At 66.8% G+C, this 15,489-nt stretch carries 23 protein-coding genes; all 23 read right to left on the minus strand.

Features of this window, described 5'->3' with window-relative positions; genetic code table 11:
* Positions 1-33 precede the first annotated feature (33 nt).
* Complete coding sequence (gene rplM, locus ACFWBF_RS16370; protein ID WP_073912858.1) at positions 34-477, minus strand: 50S ribosomal protein L13; 444 nt, start codon at positions 475-477, stop codon at positions 34-36.
* Between the two features lie 235 nt (positions 478-712).
* The gene (locus tag ACFWBF_RS16375) at positions 713-1,969 is read right to left on the minus strand and encodes a glycosyltransferase family 87 protein (protein WP_385601484.1); all 1,257 of its coding nucleotides are present in this window, start codon (positions 1,967-1,969) and stop codon (positions 713-715) included.
* 67 nt (positions 1,970-2,036) lie between these two features.
* The gene (locus ACFWBF_RS16380) at positions 2,037-3,656 is read right to left on the minus strand and encodes an ABC-F family ATP-binding cassette domain-containing protein (RefSeq protein WP_385601487.1); all 1,620 of its coding nucleotides are present in this window, start codon (positions 3,654-3,656) and stop codon (positions 2,037-2,039) included.
* Positions 3,657-3,709: 53 nt separating this feature from the next.
* The gene (gene truA, locus ACFWBF_RS16385) at positions 3,710-4,561 is read right to left on the minus strand and encodes a tRNA pseudouridine(38-40) synthase TruA (RefSeq protein ID WP_385601490.1); all 852 of its coding nucleotides are present in this window, start codon (positions 4,559-4,561) and stop codon (positions 3,710-3,712) included.
* 103 nt (positions 4,562-4,664) lie between these two features.
* Positions 4,665-5,129, minus strand: a complete 465-nt coding sequence (gene rplQ, locus ACFWBF_RS16390; RefSeq protein WP_215023458.1) for a 50S ribosomal protein L17 — start codon at positions 5,127-5,129, stop codon at positions 4,665-4,667.
* Positions 5,130-5,268: 139 nt separating this feature from the next.
* Positions 5,269-6,291: a DNA-directed RNA polymerase subunit alpha gene (locus ACFWBF_RS16395; RefSeq protein WP_008739666.1), complete on the minus strand. Its 1,023-nt coding sequence runs from the start codon at positions 6,289-6,291 to the stop codon at positions 5,269-5,271.
* Positions 6,292-6,441: 150 nt separating this feature from the next.
* Entirely contained in the window at positions 6,442-6,846 is a 405-nt protein-coding gene (gene rpsK / locus ACFWBF_RS16400) for a 30S ribosomal protein S11 (RefSeq protein WP_006376016.1), read from the minus strand.
* A 54-nt stretch (positions 6,847-6,900) separates the two neighbouring features.
* Complete coding sequence (gene rpsM, locus ACFWBF_RS16405; protein WP_008739674.1) at positions 6,901-7,281, minus strand: 30S ribosomal protein S13; 381 nt, start codon at positions 7,279-7,281, stop codon at positions 6,901-6,903.
* A gap of 200 nt (positions 7,282-7,481) precedes the next feature.
* Entirely contained in the window at positions 7,482-7,595 is a 114-nt protein-coding gene (gene rpmJ / locus ACFWBF_RS16410) for a 50S ribosomal protein L36 (RefSeq protein WP_003956441.1), read from the minus strand.
* Between the two features lie 71 nt (positions 7,596-7,666).
* Positions 7,667-7,888: a translation initiation factor IF-1 gene (gene infA, locus ACFWBF_RS16415; protein ID WP_003956442.1), complete on the minus strand. Its 222-nt coding sequence runs from the start codon at positions 7,886-7,888 to the stop codon at positions 7,667-7,669.
* A 140-nt stretch (positions 7,889-8,028) separates the two neighbouring features.
* Entirely contained in the window at positions 8,029-8,880 is an 852-nt protein-coding gene (map, locus tag ACFWBF_RS16420) for a type I methionyl aminopeptidase (protein WP_385601494.1), read from the minus strand.
* 120 nt (positions 8,881-9,000) lie between these two features.
* On the minus strand, positions 9,001-9,648 hold the full coding sequence (locus ACFWBF_RS16425) for an adenylate kinase (RefSeq protein ID WP_385601497.1): 648 nt from the start codon (positions 9,646-9,648) through the stop codon (positions 9,001-9,003).
* Entirely contained in the window at positions 9,648-10,961 is a 1,314-nt protein-coding gene (gene secY / locus ACFWBF_RS16430) for a preprotein translocase subunit SecY (protein ID WP_385601501.1), read from the minus strand. The genes ACFWBF_RS16425 and secY overlap by 1 nt, the downstream gene beginning before the upstream one ends.
* Before the next feature lie 187 nt (positions 10,962-11,148).
* A complete protein-coding gene (gene rplO / locus ACFWBF_RS16435) occupies positions 11,149-11,604 on the minus strand; it encodes a 50S ribosomal protein L15 (protein WP_053682613.1) in 456 nt (151 codons plus the stop codon).
* Between the two features lies 1 nt (position 11,605).
* On the minus strand, positions 11,606-11,788 hold the full coding sequence (gene rpmD, locus ACFWBF_RS16440; RefSeq protein ID WP_053682614.1) for a 50S ribosomal protein L30: 183 nt from the start codon (positions 11,786-11,788) through the stop codon (positions 11,606-11,608).
* On the minus strand, positions 11,788-12,390 hold the full coding sequence (gene rpsE / locus ACFWBF_RS16445) for a 30S ribosomal protein S5 (RefSeq protein ID WP_053682615.1): 603 nt from the start codon (positions 12,388-12,390) through the stop codon (positions 11,788-11,790). The genes rpmD and rpsE overlap by 1 nt, the downstream gene beginning before the upstream one ends.
* Positions 12,391-12,435: 45 nt before the next feature.
* Positions 12,436-12,819, minus strand: a complete 384-nt coding sequence (gene rplR, locus ACFWBF_RS16450; RefSeq protein WP_030008471.1) for a 50S ribosomal protein L18 — start codon at positions 12,817-12,819, stop codon at positions 12,436-12,438.
* A gap of 2 nt (positions 12,820-12,821) precedes the next feature.
* A complete protein-coding gene (rplF, locus tag ACFWBF_RS16455) occupies positions 12,822-13,361 on the minus strand; it encodes a 50S ribosomal protein L6 (protein ID WP_385601504.1) in 540 nt (179 codons plus the stop codon).
* Positions 13,362-13,381: 20 nt separating this feature from the next.
* Positions 13,382-13,780 carry a 30S ribosomal protein S8 gene (gene rpsH, locus ACFWBF_RS16460; protein WP_007265911.1) on the minus strand — a complete coding sequence of 133 codons (399 nt, stop codon included), beginning with the start codon at positions 13,778-13,780 and terminating at the stop codon, positions 13,382-13,384.
* 223 nt (positions 13,781-14,003) lie between these two features.
* Positions 14,004-14,189 carry a type Z 30S ribosomal protein S14 gene (locus ACFWBF_RS16465; protein ID WP_003956452.1) on the minus strand — a complete coding sequence of 62 codons (186 nt, stop codon included), beginning with the start codon at positions 14,187-14,189 and terminating at the stop codon, positions 14,004-14,006.
* Positions 14,190-14,194: 5 nt separating this feature from the next.
* The gene (gene rplE / locus ACFWBF_RS16470; protein WP_030008469.1) at positions 14,195-14,746 is read right to left on the minus strand and encodes a 50S ribosomal protein L5; all 552 of its coding nucleotides are present in this window, start codon (positions 14,744-14,746) and stop codon (positions 14,195-14,197) included.
* Complete coding sequence (gene rplX, locus ACFWBF_RS16475; protein WP_214946845.1) at positions 14,746-15,069, minus strand: 50S ribosomal protein L24; 324 nt, start codon at positions 15,067-15,069, stop codon at positions 14,746-14,748. The genes rplE and rplX overlap by 1 nt, the downstream gene beginning before the upstream one ends.
* Positions 15,070-15,071: 2 nt before the next feature.
* On the minus strand, positions 15,072-15,440 hold the full coding sequence (rplN, locus tag ACFWBF_RS16480) for a 50S ribosomal protein L14 (protein WP_008739701.1): 369 nt from the start codon (positions 15,438-15,440) through the stop codon (positions 15,072-15,074).
* Positions 15,441-15,489 lie beyond the last annotated feature (49 nt).

The raw sequence follows: 15,489 nt of genomic DNA on the forward strand, positions 1-15,489 counted from the left end.
CAGAATTTTCTACGTCTTAGGGGGTGGCCGGAACTACTGCGCGACCTGGGTGATCTCGAACGGCACCGGCTGCTGGGCAGCGTGGGGGTGCTGGTCGCCCGAGTAGACCTTCAGCTTCGAGAGCATCTGACGGCCCAGGGTGTTCTTGGGGAGCATGCCCTTGATGGCCTTCTCGACGGCCTTCTCCGGGTTGTTCGCCAGGAGGTCGTCGTAACGGACCGAGCGGAGACCACCCGGGTAGCCGGAGTGGCGGTACGCCATCTTCTGGGTCGCCTTGTTGCCGGACAGGTGAACCTTGTCGGCGTTGACGATGATGACGAAGTCGCCCATGTCCATGTGGGGGGCGTAAGTCGGCTTGTGCTTGCCCCGCAGGAGGGCAGCGGCCTGGGTCGCCAGACGGCCGAGGACAACGTCCTGGGCGTCGATGACGAGCCACTGGCGCGAGATGTCGCCGGGCTTGGGGCTGAACGTACGCACGCGTATGCCTTCGCTTCTTCAGTGGTGGGTCATCCCCGGGGGGTGAGCCCGAAGGGACGGGTCCTGACATGGGTCACCACGGACGATCACGACAGCCCTGGTTCACATCGGGGACGCAACCCGTGTGTACCGCTGGTCATCGGCCCGGTGGACCGGCGTAAGGCCAATTCACGTGAGAATGAGCAAGCCAATACGCATAACGAACCAGCAGGATACCCGTGAAGACCTGGAAGGGTCAAAACGCGGTCCGCGATGCCGTCTCGACTGGCTTCGCGGTGCACTCCGGATCGGTCCTGGGTGGGGACCCCGCAGTTCGTACGAGCTCCAGCGTAACCCGGCTCGGCCGCAAACACCGCCGCGCCAGCAGCCCGGCCAGCGCGCAGAGGGTCACCATGTCCCTGAATGCCCGCCGCTTGGCCGCCAACTCCGAGGGCCACGGAACCCCCGCCATCTGAGGCACCACGGCAGCCCAGAACCAGGGCGAGCGCGGCATCGAACCCGCCCGCACCCCCGACGCCAGCAGCAGCGGAAGCACCACCAGCAGGTAGTGGTCGAAGGACGGCCGCGACACCAGGAATGCGGCGAGCATCACCATGCAGGCCGTCTCGACGAGCCGCAGCTCGCCCCCGTCCGTGTCCGCCCCGCTGCGCCGCCACCGCCGCCAGGCCCCCCACAGCCCGACCGCGGCCCCGCCGAAGGCGAGCAGCACCGCCAGCGGCTGCGCCATCCCCAGCCGGGGCAGCACCGCGATCGGCGAGGCGTCCCAGGGCAGGGCGTACGCGTCCTGCCCCTGGAGCAGGAAGGGCAGGGTCTTGGTGAAGAACAGCGTCGGGCTCGGCATTATCAGCGCGCCGGCCAGCGACAACCCCAGCGGCACCAGCACCGCCGCGCCCAGCCCCCGCCACTGCCGGGCCAGGACGAACAGCACCGCGACCGGCACCAGCATCGGCTTGCAGGCGATGGCCAGCCCCACCACCAGCCCGGCCGCCACCCAGTGCCGCCGGTGCGCCAGCAGCAGCGCCACCGGCAGCGCGGCCGCCGAGATGGCGGTCCAGTTCCCGATGAGCACGAGGTTCAGGTACGGCTTGTAGAGCAGCGCGAACAGTGCGAAGCCGCCCACCGCGAAGCGTGAGCGCAGCGGCACCGAGAAGAGCTTCAGCGAGGCCCACCAGCCGATGCCCACGAGCCCGGTCATCCCCAGCGGGAGCACCCACCGCAGCAGGGTCGTCGGCAGCAGCGCCTCAGGGATCGCCATGAGCACGGCGCTGGGGAGGTAGAGGAAGCGCTTGTCGTCGTACGGGGAGACGCCCGCCAGCAGCGAGTCCGCGGCCTTCACGACGAAGGCGTTGTCCGAGCCCCAGTTGGCCCGCAGGCTCGTGGAGACGGCGATGGCGAGGAGGACGGCGAGGGACACCGCCCGCCACGAGCGGGACGCCGGCCGGAGCAGCCAGTCCACCAGCCGGTTCCCCGAGGACGGGCTGTCCCACTTCATGAGCCAGATGCTAGGCCGCAGCCCCACGACGCCTCCCCCTCGCTCCGCACGCCGGAGGCGGTCTCCCCTAGCGCTTGCGTTCGACCCTACGTTCGTCCCAGACGGGTTCCTGAGTCTCCCGCACAACACCGTCCGAACCGAAGACCAGGTAACGGTCAAATGTGCGCGCGAACCAGCGATCGTGCGTGACGCACAGCACAGTGCCCTCGTAGGCCTCCAGGCCGTCCTGCAGCGCCTCCGCCGACTCCAGGTCGAGGTTGTCCGTCGGCTCGTCCAGCAGCAGCGCCGTGGTACCGGCCAGCTCCAGCAGCAGGATCTGGAAACGAGCCTGCTGGCCGCCCGAGAGCTTCTCGAACGCCAGGTCGCCCTGGCGCTCCAGCTCGTAGCGGCGCAGCACGCCCATGGCCGCGCCGAGCGGCTTGGCGGCCTCCGTCCACAGGATGTCGACGAGCGTGCGCCCGAACAGCTCGGGGTGCGCGTGCGTCTGCGCGAAGTGGCCGGGAACCACCCGGGCGCCCAGCTTCCAGGTGCCGCTGTGCTTGACGTCCTCGCCCGCCATCAGCCGCAGGAAGTGCGACTTGCCGGAACCGTTCGAGCCCAGCACCGCGACCCGCTCCCCGTAGAAGACCTCCAGCGAGAAGGGCTTCATCAGCCCCGTGAGCTCCAGGTTCTCCACGGTCAGCGCGCGCACGCCGGTACGCCCGCCCTTGAGCCGCATCCGGATGTCCTGCTCGCGCGGCGGCTCCGGCGGCGGACCGGCCTCCTCGAACTTCTGGAAGCGGGTCTGCATCGCCTTGTAGCGCGAGGCCATGTCGGGGCTGGACGCCGCCTGGTTGCGCAGCCGCAGCACCAGGGCCTTCAGGCGGGCGTGCTCCTCGTCCCAGCGCCGCTTGAGCTCCTCGAAGCGCGCGAAGCGCTCCTTGCGGGCGTCGTGGTAGGTGGCGAAGCCCGCGCCGTGGACCCACACGTCCGTGCCCATCGGGCTCGGCTCCAGGCTGATGATCTTCTCGGCGGCCGTGGACAGCAGCTCCCGGTCGTGCGACACGAACAGCACGGTCTTGCGGGTCGCCTTCAGCTGCTCCTCCAGCCACCGCTTGCCGGGGACGTCGAGGTAGTTGTCCGGCTCGTCGAGCAGCAGCACCTCGTCCGGCCCGCGCAGCAGCGCCTCCAGGACCAGCCGCTTCTGCTCACCGCCCGACAGCGTGCGCACCTCGCGGAACTGCGCGCTGTCGTACGGGATGGCCAGCGCGGCCATCGTGCAGACGTCCCACAGGGTCTCCGCCTCGTAGCCCTGTACGTCGGCCCAGTCGCTGAGCGCCTGCGCGTACGCCATCTGCGCGGCCTCGTCGTCGACCGTGAGGATCAGCTGCTCGGCGCGGTCCACGGCCTTCGCGGCCTCCCTGATCCGCGGCTGGGCGACCGAGACCAGCAGGTCCCGTACGGTCGTCTCGTCCCGGACCGAGCCCACGAACTGCGACATCACGCCCAGCCCGCCACTGACGGTGACCCCGCCGCCGTGCGGCTGGAGGTCGCCGGAGATCAGCTTCAGCAGGGTGGTCTTGCCGGCCCCGTTCGCCCCCACCAGGGCGACCACCGCCCCCTCCCCCACCCGGAAGGAGACGTCGGGGAGCAGAACCCGCCCGTCGGGAAGGTAGTACTCCAGGTGGCTGGCTTCGAGATGTCCCATGCGGGGCATTGTCCAGGTCCGGCCGCGATCCGCCCAAACGGATCAGCCGGGGTTCAGCAGCAGCCCGCGCCCGGCAGGGTGCGCAGGTTCCGGGCCTCCTTGCTGCGGGCGGCCAGCAGCTCGTCGGCCGGGTAGCCGACCTCCTCCAGGGTCAGCCCGTGCGGCTTGACCACGTGCACCGAGGAGTCCCGTACGCCCGCGGCCAGCACCTTCCCGGGCCAGTCGGTCGGCCGGTGGCCGTCGCCGACGTGCAGCAGGGCGCCGACCAGCGAGCGGACCATGTTGTGGCAGAAGGCGTCGGCGCGGACGGTCGCGGTGATGATCCCGTCCTCGGCGCGCTCCCAGCTGAGCTGCTGGAGCGTACGGATGGTCGTGGCGCCCTCGCGCTTCTTGCAGTACGCGGCGAAGTCGTGCTCGCCGAGCAGGGCCGCGGCCGCCTCGTTCATGGCGTCGACGTCGAGCGGCCACTGGTGCCACAGGACGTGCCCGCGGCGCAGCGGGTCCACCCCGGCCTGGTGGTCGCCGACGCGGTAGGCGTAGCGGCGCCAGATGGCGGAGAACCGCGCGTTGAAGCCCTCGGGGGCCTCGGCGGCCCTCCACACCCGTACGTCGTGCGGCAGCCGGCCGGCGAGGCGGCGCAGCAGCTTGTCGTGGTGCTCGGCCCACACCTCCTCGGCCAGGTCGAACTGTGCGACCTGCCCGCGCGCGTGCACGCCGGCGTCGGTGCGCCCGGCGACGGTCAGCTCGACGGGGTCCGGCAGCCGCATCACGGTCTGCAGGGCCGACTCCAGCTCGCCCTGCACGGTCCGCAGCACGCGCTGTTTCGCCCAGCCGGAGAAGTCCTTGCCGTCGTAGCTCAGGTCCAGCCGCACCCGGACGTGCCCGGGCTCCACCTCGTCACTCACGTGACCGATCCTCTCAGCTGCGTCTTTCCGACGAACGGCAAACGGGCCCGCCCCGGAGAGGGGCGGGCCCGTTCAGAGCCGTTCAGCGTGATCCCGGAGGGGATCAGGCCTCCTTGGTCTCCTCGGCGGCGGGAGCCTCGGCGGCCTCCGCCTCCTTCACGGCGCGCTTGGTGGCGGCCTCGGCCTCACCAGTGGCCTGCTGGGCGACCGTAAGGGCCTCGACCAGCTCGATCACGGCCATCGGGGCGTTGTCGCCACGACGGTTGCCGATCTTGGTGATGCGCGTGTAACCACCGGGGCGGTTCTCGTAGCGCGGGGCGATCTCGGTGAACAGCGTGTGCACGATGCTCTTGTCCGTGATCGTCTGCAGCACCAGGCGACGGTTGTGGATGTCGCCCTTCTTCGCCTTGGTGACCAGACGCTCGGCGTAGGGACGCAGGCGACGGGCCTTGGCCTCGGTCGTGGTGATGCGGCCGTGCTCGAAGAGCGCCTTCGCGAGGTTCGCGAGGAGGTGCTTCTCGTGCGCGGCGCTGCCGCCCAGGCGGGCACCCTTTGCGGGACGCGGCATGGTGTTACTCCTTCATATCTGCACCGGCCGTGTCAGGTACCGGTGTCAGTTCCCCCGAGGCGGATGCCGCGGGAAAGATCAGATCAAGCCCGGCCGGCGGTCGAGGCCAAGGGGCCTCGGCCGCCGGCGGCGGGATGAATCAGTACTGCTCGGTCTCGACGAAACCGGCGTCGGCGTCGTCGTCGGCGCCAAACGCGTCGGCGGCGGCGGTCGGGTCGAATCCGGGCGGGCTGTCCTTGAGGGCCAGGCCCATGCCGGCCAGCTTCGCCTTGACCTCGTCGATCGACTTCGCACCGAAGTTGCGGATGTCGAGCAGGTCGGCCTCGGAACGCGCCACGAGCTCACCCACGGAGTGGATGCCCTCGCGCTTGAGGCAGTTGTACGAGCGGACCGTGAGCTCGAGCTCCTCGATCGGCAGCGCCAGATCGGCGGCCAGGGCCGCGTCCGTCGGCGAGGGGCCCATGTCGATGCCCTCGGCGTCGATGTTGAGCTCGCGCGCCAGACCGAACAGCTCGACCAGGGTCTTGCCTGCGGACGCCATGGCGTCACGCGGGCGCATGGCCTGCTTGGTCTCGACGTCGACGATCAGCTTGTCGAAGTCGGTGCGCTGCTCGACTCGGGTCGCCTCGACCTTGTAGGTGACCTTGAGGACCGGGCTGTAGATGGAGTCGATCGGGATGCGACCGATCTCCTGGCCCAGCTGCTTGTTCTGCACGGCGGAGACGTAGCCGCGACCGCGCTCGACGGTCAGCTCCATCTCCAGCTTGCCCTTGCCGTTGAGCGTGGCGAGGACCAGGTCCGGGTTGTGCACCTCGACACCGGCCGGGGGCGCGATGTCGGCAGCGGTGACCAGGCCGGGACCCTGCTTGCGCAGGTACATCACGACCGGCTCGTCGTGCTCCGAGGAGACGACCAGCTGCTTGATGTTGAGGATGATGTCGGTGACGTCTTCCTTGACACCCGGCACGGTGGTGAACTCGTGCAGGACGCCGTCCACGCGGATGCTGGTGACAGCGGCACCCGGGATCGAGGACAGGAGCGTGCGGCGCAGGGAGTTGCCGAGGGTGTAGCCGAAGCCCGGCTCCAGCGGCTCGATCACGAACCGCGAGCGGTACTCGTCGACGACCTCTTCGGTCAGCGAAGGACGCTGAGCGATAAGCATGTCTGTGTTCCTTCATTCGTGGACGCCCACTATTTGACGCCCGACGGGACGCCGTACCGGAGTACGGCTACTGCAAGGGTACGGGCGGCACGGCCCCCGAAGGGGTCGTACCGCCCGGACACTCAAGAACGCACAGGTGCGTCCGCTGCGTCAGACGCGGCGGCGCTTCGGCGGGCGGCAGCCGTTGTGCGGGGTGGGGGTGACGTCCTGGATCGAGCCGACCTCGAGGCCGGTGGCCTGGAGGGAGCGGATCGCGGTCTCGCGGCCGGAGCCCGGACCCTTGACGAAGACGTCAACCTTGCGCATGCCGTGCTCCTGCGCGCGACGGGCGGCCGACTCGGCGGCCATCTGCGCGGCGAAGGGGGTGGACTTGCGCGAGCCCTTGAAGCCGACGTGGCCGGCGGAGGCCCAGGAGATCACGTTGCCCGCGGGGTCCGTGATCGAGACGATGGTGTTGTTGAACGTGCTCTTGATGTGGGCGTGCCCATGAGCGACGTTCTTCTTTTCCTTGCGGCGCACCTTCTTGGCAGCGCCCTGACGACCCTTGGGGGGCATCTAAATCTCCTACGGGAGGTGGTCGGTCCTACAGCGCAAGACCGCTGAACAGGACTACTTCTTGCCCGGCTTCTTCTTACCGGCGATCGCGCGACGCGGGCCCTTGCGGGTACGCGCGTTCGTGCTGGTGCGCTGACCGTGCACCGGCAGGCCACGACGGTGGCGGATGCCCTGGTAGCACTGGATCTCGACCTTGCGACGGATGTCGGCCTGGATCTCGCGGCGGAGGTCACCCTCGGTGCGGAGGTTGGCGTCCACGTACTCGCGGATCTTGACGAGGTCCTCTTCGGCCAGGTCACGAACGCGGGTGTCGGGGTTCACACCGGTGGCCGCAAGGATTTCCTTGGACCGGGTGCGACCGACACCGAAGACGTAGGTAAGTGCGATCTCCACACGCTTTTCGCGCGGGATGTCAACACCGGAAACGCGTGCCATTCAATGGCTCCTGTGTGTTCGGGGGTCTTCCGCAGAACCGAACCCCGGCCGCCGACCACGCCTGATGGGTGATGGTACGTCCGGGTCCCCGGCCCCCGCCGGAGGTGCCGCCGGCCCCGGTCAGGGCTGGGCGGGTTCTGCGTATGTACGTTTTCTTACGTCGCGCGAAGAACTGCGTAGTGCAGGTCGGTCGGCGTGCGTCAGCCCTGGCGCTGCTTGTGGCGCAGGTTGTCGCAGATGACCATGACCCGGCCGTGACGGCGGATCACCTTGCACTTGTCGCAGATCTTCTTGACGCTCGGCTTGACCTTCATGTTGGTGAGGTTCTCCGGGTCAGTGCCACCACCCGCCGGGACAAGACGCCCAGACGGAGTGAAGACAAGATCTACTTGTATCGGTAGACGATCCGGCCACGCGTCAGGTCGTACGGGGAGAGCTCCACGACAACCCGGTCATCGGGCAGGATGCGGATGTAGTGCATGCGCATCTTGCCACTGATGTGCGCGAGGACTTTGTGACCGTTCTGGAGTTCCACCTTGAACATCGCGTTCGGGAGGGACTCGATCACGGTGCCCTCGATTTCGATGGCACCTTGCTTCTTGGCCACGCTTCGCCTTTCGAATCGGCTACCTTGATCAGCTCCCCGCTTCGCACGAGGACATGCGGGTGCAAAGGAGCCGACGAGTCAGTCTACGTCAGGGCACCCAGAAAGACGAATCCGGAAAGTGTGCCCCACAGACTAGATCATTAAGCTAGAGGGTCGGGAGCCGTGGTGACTCCGTACTCCGCCAGTTTCGCCTTGCCGCAGTCCGGGCTGGTCAGGACGATCGGTCCCGCCTCCGTCAGCGCGATGGAGTGCTCCCAGTGCGAGGACCAGGTGCCGTCCGTCGTGATGACCGTCCAGTCGTCCGCCAGGACCTCGGTCTGGGCCGTGCCCAGGGAGACCATCGGCTCGATCGCCAGGCAGACGCCCGGGACGAGCTTGATCCCCTTGCCCCGCTTGCGCGAGACGTAGTTCAGCAGGTGGGGGTCCATGTGCATCTCGGACCCGATGCCGTGACCGCCGTAGTCCTCGATGATCCCGAACTTGCCGAGGCTGTGCTCACCGGTGGTCGGCCTCGGCTGGCGCTTGATGTACGTCTCGATCGCCTTCGAGATGTCCACGAGGCGGTTGCCGAGCTTCATGGCGGCGATGCCGGCCCACATGGACTCCTCGGTCACCCGGGAGAGCTCCACGAGCTCAGGCGCGTGCCCGGTGCCCACGAAGGCGGTGTACGCGGCGTCGCCGTGCCAGCCGTCGATGATCGCACCGGCGTCGATCGAGATGATGTCGCCGTCCTTGAGGACCGTCTTGTCGTCGGGGATGCCGTGGACGACGACCTCGTTCACCGAGGTGCAGATGGTGGCGGGGAAGCCGCCGTAGCCGAGGAAGTTCGACTTGGCTCCGGCGTCCGCGATGACCTTGCGGGCCACCATGTCCAGATCGCGCGTCGTGGCACCCGGAACGGCCGCCTCACGGGTCGCCGCGTGGATCGCCGCGACGACCAGCCCCGCCTCACGCATCTTCGCGATCTGCTCGGGGGTCTTGAGCTGCACCATGCCGTGCCTTCCACCTTCGGAACTGGGTCTTCTGGGTCTTGTGGGTCTTCTGGGCCGTTTCAACAGTACGGCCGCGGCGCCCGAAGGACACCGCGGCCGAACTTTCACAGCAGGAGGGAACTACTTCTTGAGGGCGTCCATCGCACGCTGCGTGACTTCCGCGACCTCACCGAGCGCCGGGATCGTCGACACGAGGCCCTGGGCCTTGTAGTAGTCGATGATCGGCTCGGTCTGCGTGTGGTAGACGTCCAGCCGGTTGCGGACCGCGTCCTCGGACTGGTCCTCGCGCACGTACAGCTCGCCGCCGCAGACGTCGCAGACACCCTCGACCTTCGGCGGGTGGTACGCGACGTGGAAGACGTGCGCGCCGTCATTGCGGCACGTACGCCGGCCGGCGAGGCGCTTGACGACCTCGTCCTCCTCGACCTCCAGGTCGAGGACGGCGTCGAGCTTCATGCCGGCGGCCTGGAGCATCACGTCGAGGGCCTCGGCCTGCGAGACGTTGCGCGGGAAGCCGTCGAGCAGGAAGCCGTTCACGGCGTCCGGCTGCTCCATGCGGTCCTTGGCCATGCCGATGGTGACCTCGTCGGGGACGAGGTCACCGGCGTCCATGAACGCCTTCGCGCGGCGGCCCAGCTCGGTGCCCTGGCTGATGTTGGCCCGGAACAGGTCGCCCGTGGAGATGTGCGGGATGGACAGGGTCTTGGCAAGGACGGTGGCCTGCGTTCCCTTGCCCGCACCGGGCGGTCCGACGAGGACGATTCGCATCAGCGGAGGAACCCTTCGTAATTACGCTGCTGGAGCTGGCTCTCGATCTGCTTCACGGTTTCCAGACCCACACCCACGATGATCAGGATGCTCGTCCCGCCGAACGGGAAGTTCTGGTTCGCTCCGAAGCCCGCCAACGCCATCGTCGGCACAAGAGCGATGAGACCCAGGTACAGCGACCCCGGCCAGGTGATCCGGTTGAGTACGTAGCTCAGGTACTCGGCCGTGGGTCGACCGGCGCGGATACCCGGGATGAACCCACCATACTTCTTCATGTTGTCTGCAACTTCCTCGGGGTTGAAGGAAATCGCCACGTAGAAGAACGCGAAGAAGACGATCAGGAGGAAGTAGGCCGCGATGTAGTACGGGTGGTCGCCCTTGACGAAGTGCTTCTGGATCCAGACGGCCCAGCCGGCCTGCGAACCGCTGAACTGAACGATCAGCGCCGGGATGTACAGCAGCGACGAGGCGAAGATGACCGGGATGACACCGGCCTGGTTCACCTTGAGCGGGATGTAGGTGGACGTACCGCCGTAGGCACGGCGGCCGATCATGCGCTTCGCGTACTGGACCGGGATCCGGCGCTGCGCCTGCTCGACGAAGACCACCAGGGCGACCATCGCGAGGCCGACGAGGATGACCACGCCGAACTCGACCCAGCCGTCGGCGATCTTGCCCTGGAGCTTGATGGTCCACAGGGCGCCGACGAAGCCGGCGGCGATCGAGATGAACATCAGGATCGACATGCCGTTGCCGATGCCGCGGTCGGTGATGAGCTCACCGAGCCACATGACGACGCAGGTACCGGCGGTCATGGTGAGGACCATGACGACCATGGTGAAGATCGAACGGTCGGGGACGATCTGAGTGGCGGCCGGGCAGCCCTGGAAGAGTGCACCGCTCTTGGCCGTGGCGACGAGGCCGGTGCCCTGCAGGATCGCGAGGGCGACCGTCAGATAGCGGGTGTACTGAGTGATCTTCGCCGTGCCGGACTGACCCTCTTTTTTGAGGTTCTCCAGCTTCGGGATGACCACGGTCAGCAGCTGCAGGATGATGCTCGCCGTGATGTACGGCATGATGCCGAGCGCGAAGATCGTGATCTGCAGCAGCGCACCGCCGCTGAACATGTTGACGAGACCGAAGAGGCTGTTGCTGCTCCCGGCCTGGTCCACACAGATCTGAACGTTCTTGTAGCTCACGCCGGGTACCGGGATGTGAGACCCGAGCCGGAACAGCATGATGATGCCGAGCGTGAAGAGCAGCTTCTTGCGCAGGTCGGGCGTCTTGAACGCCCGGGCGAACGCGGTGAGCACGGTGCCTCCTGCGACCCCCGCGCTACTGCGTCAGAGGTGACGGTCTGAGGGATCGACGTATACGACAAAGCTAAAGGTGCAGGCCACCTTACCGGCGATACTGCCCCCCGTGGAACGACCAACCGGGGATGCCCCAAATGTGAGGCATCCCCGGTCGGGTTTCAGCTATTTAATCACTGAGTTCGTCTTAGACGAGCTCGGTGACAGTGCCGCCTGCGGCAGCAATCTTCTCCTTGGCGGAGCCGGAGACGGCGTCAACCGAAACCTGCAGCGCCACGGAGATCTCGCCCTGGCCCAGGACCTTGACGAGGCTGTTCTTGCGAACCGCGCCCTTGGCGACCAGGTCGGCCACCGTGACCTCTCCACCCTCGGGGTAGAGAGCGCCGAGCTTGTCCAGGTTCACGACCTGGAACTCGGTGCGGAACGGGTTCTTGAAGCCCTTGAGCTTCGGCAGACGCATGTGGAGGGGCATCTGCCCGCCCTCGAAGCGCTGCGGGATCTGGTAACGGGCCTTCTGGCCCTTCGTACCACGACCGGCCGTCTTACCCTTCGACGCCTCACCACGACCGACACGGGTCTTCGCGGTCTTGGCGCCGGGGGCGGGACGGAGGTTGTGGGCCTTCAGCGGGCTGTTCTCAGCCATGTTAGTCAACCTCCTCAACCGTCACGAGGTGGCGGACGGTCTGCACCATTCCGCGGAACTCGGGGCGGTCCTCCTTGACGACCACGTCGTTCAGGCGCTTGAGCCCGAGCGAACGCAGAGTGTCGCGGTGGTTCTGCTTGCTGCCGATGTACGACTTCGTCTGCGTGATCTTGAGGCGAGCCATTACGCACCCGCCCCAGCACGTGCACGAAGCAGAGCCGCGGGGGCGACGTCCTCGAGGGGCAGACCACGGCGAGCCGCGATCTCCTCGGGACGCTGCAGGCCCTTGAGGGCCGCCACGGTTGCGTGCACGATGTTGATCGCGTTCGAAGAGCCGAGCGACTTCGACAGGATGTCGTGAACGCCGGCGCACTCCAGAACGGCGCGCACCGGGCCACCGGCGATAACACCGGTACCGGGGGAAGCCGGCTTCAGGAGCACGACGCCCGCGGCACGCTCGCCCGTGATCGGGTGAGGAATGGTGCCCTGGATGCGCGGAACCTTGAAGAAGTTCTTCTTGGCTTCCTCGACACCCTTGGCGATGGCCGCGGGAACTTCCTTGGCCTTGCCGTAACCGACACCTACGGTGCCGTCACCGTCGCCCACCACGACCAGCGCGGTGAAGCTGAAGCGGCGACCACCCTTGACAACCTTGGCGACGCGGTTGATCGCGACAACGCGCTCAACGTAAGCGGTCTTCTCGGCGGCAGGGCCACCGTCGCGACCCTTCCGGTCTCGCCGCTCGCCGCCACCGGCACCGCTTCCGCGGCGCTGGGGTCCAGCCATTGGATTACCTCTCTCTGTTACGTCCGTGAGTCCCGGAACCGGGGCTTAGAACTTCAGCCCGGCTTCGCGGGCGGCGTCAGCCAGAGCGGCAATGCGCCCGGCGTATCGGTTGCCACCGCGGTCGAACACGACGGTCTCGACACCCGCAGCCTTGGCACGCTCGGCGACGAGCGCGCCGACAGCCTGGGCCTGCGAGCTCTTGTCGCCTTCGCCACCGCGGATCGAAGCGTCCAGGGTCGACGCCGACGCCAGGGTGTGACCCTGGAGGTCGTCGATGACCTGAGCAACGATGTTGCGGTTGGAACGCGTCACGACGAGGCGCGGACGCTCCGCCGTACCCGAGACGTTCTTGCGGATGCGGATGTGGCGGCGAGCCTTGGCAGCGCGCTTGTACGCGTCACCCTTGGCGATCTTTACACCGTATGCCATGGCTACTTACCAGCCTTTCCGACCTTGCGGCGGATGACTTCGCCGGCGTACTTGACACCCTTGGCCTTGTACGGGTCGGGCTTCCGCAGCTTGCGGATGTTGGCGGCGACCTCGCCGACCTTCTGCTTGTCGATGCCCTCGACCGAGAACTTGGTGGGCGACTCGACCTTGAAGGAGATGCCCTCGGGCGCCTCGATCAGGATCGGGTGGCTGTAACCAAGCTGGAACTCCAGGTTGGAGCCCTTCGCGGCGACGCGGTAACCAACACCGCTGATCTCGAGAGCCTTGACGTATCCCGCGGTCACACCGGTGATCATGTTCGCCACCAGCGTGCGGGACAGGCCGTGCAGGGCCTTGTTCTGACGCTCGTCGTTGGGGCGGGTGACGTTCAGAACGCCGTCCTCACCCTTGACGATCTCGATCGGCGCCTTGACGGTGTGCGCGAGGGAACCCTTGGGGCCCTTCACAGCGACCGTCTGGCCGTCGATGGTGACGTCCACACCGGCGGGAACCTGGATGGGGAGCTTGCCGATTCGCGACATTGCTTTTCCTCCGTTCCCGACTACCAGACGTAGGCGAGGACTTCCCCACCTACGCCCTTCTTGCCTGCCTGCTGGCCGGTCAGGAGACCGTGGGACGTGGAGATGATCGCCACGCCCAGGCCGCCGAGGACCTTCGGCAGGTTGGTGGACTTTGCGTACACGCGCAGACCGGGCTTCGAGATCCGCTTGATGCCCGCGATGGAGCGCTCACGGTTCGGCCCGAACTTCAGCTCGAGGACGAGGTTCTTGCCGACCTCGGCGTCCTCGACCTTCCAGCCGGTGATGAAACCCTCTTGCTTGAGGATCTCCGCGATGTGCGACTTGATCTTGCTGTGCGGCATCACGACAGTGTCGTGGTACGCCGAGTTAGCGTTACGCAGACGGGTCAGCATGTCTGCGATCGGGTCAGTCATGGTCATGAAGTGGCCTTCGGCCTCTCTCGCCGGGGTTTCCTGTATGCGCCATCCCTCTCCCCACTCAGTGGCGGGACGGGTGCGGTGCGGGGACCTACGGCGTAGTAAGTCGTTATGGGCGGCGGACGCCCAACCACACAAGCCTAAGGCATGCGCGGCCGGGCATCCGCCGACCAGATGCTTACCGAGAGTGCCTGGTAGCTCCCAAGTCCTTGCGGACGAGGGGGATTTACCAGGAGCTCTTGGTCACGCCCGGCAGCTCGCCACGGTGAGCCATCTCACGAAGGCAGACGCGGCACAGGCCGAACTTGCGGTACACGGAGTGGGGGCGACCGCAGCGCTGGCAGCGGGTGTACGCACGCACACCGAACTTGGGCTTGCGGGCAGCCTTCGCGATGAGAGCCTTCTTCGCCATCTCGCTTACGCCTCCTTGAAGGGGAAGCCGAGGTGACGAAGGAGCGCGCGGCCCTCAGCGTCGTTGGTCGCCGTGGTGACCACGGTGATGTCCATACCCCGGGTACGGTCGATCTTGTCCTGGTCGATCTCGTGGAACATGACCTGCTCCGTGAGACCGAAGGTGTAGTTGCCACGGCCGTCGAACTGCTTCGGCGACAGACCACGGAAGTCGCGGATACGCGGCAGCGCGAGCGACAGCGTACGGTCCAGGAACTCCCACATGCGGTCACCGCGGAGGGTGACGTGGCAGCCGATCGGCTGACCCTCGCGCAGCTTGAACTGCGCGATGGACTTGCGGGCCTTCGTGACGGCCGGCTTCTGACCGGTGATCGTCGTCAGGTCCTTGATGGCGCCGTCGATCAGCTTGGAGTCGCGGGCTGCGTCGCCCACACCCATGTTGACCACGATCTTCACGAGGCCGGGAATCTGCATGACGTTCTCGTAGGAGAACTCCTCACGCAGCTTGCCCGCGATGTCCTCGCGGTACTTCGTCTTGAGACGCGGAGTGGTAGCCATCAGATGTCCTCACCCGTCCGCTTGGCAACGCGGATCTTGTTGCCCTCGTCATCGAAGCGGAAACCGACGCGGGTAACGACCTTCTGGCCGTCCTTCTCCACAACCAGCTGAACGTTGCTGACGTGGATCGGCGCCTCGACGATCACGATGCCGCCGGTCTGCGAACCACCAGCGGTCTGACCGGCCTTGGTGTGCTTCTTGACCCGGTTGACACCCTCGACGAGGACACGGTTCTCAGTAGGGATGGCCATGATGACCTTGCCCTGCTTGCCCTTGTCCTTACCGGTGATGACCTGAACCAGGTCGCCCTTCTTGATCTTCATGCTTACAGCACCTCCGGCGCGAGCGAGATGATCTTCATGAACTTCTTCTCGCGCAGCTCACGGCCCACCGGGCCGAAGATACGGGTGCCGCGAGGGTCGCCGTCGTTCTTCAGAATGACGGCGGCGTTCTCGTCAAAGCGGATGTACGAGCCGTCCTGGCGGCGACGCTCCTTGACGGTGCGAACGATGACCGCCTTGACGACGTCACCCTTCTTCACGTTGCCACCGGGGATCGCATCCTTGACGGTGGCGACGATGACGTCACCGATGCCCGCGTAGCGGCGACCGGAACCACCGAGAACACGGATGCAAAGGATTTCCTTGGCACCAGTGTTGTCGGCGATACGCAGTCGCGACTCCTGCTGGATCACGTGTATCTCCTGTTTGTCTGCCGGTTCCCGGCGGGGGCCTCACTCCGAA

The sequence above is a fragment of the Streptomyces sp. NPDC060028 genome (assembly GCF_042736725.1).
Classification (GTDB): domain Bacteria; phylum Actinomycetota; class Actinomycetes; order Streptomycetales; family Streptomycetaceae; genus Streptomyces.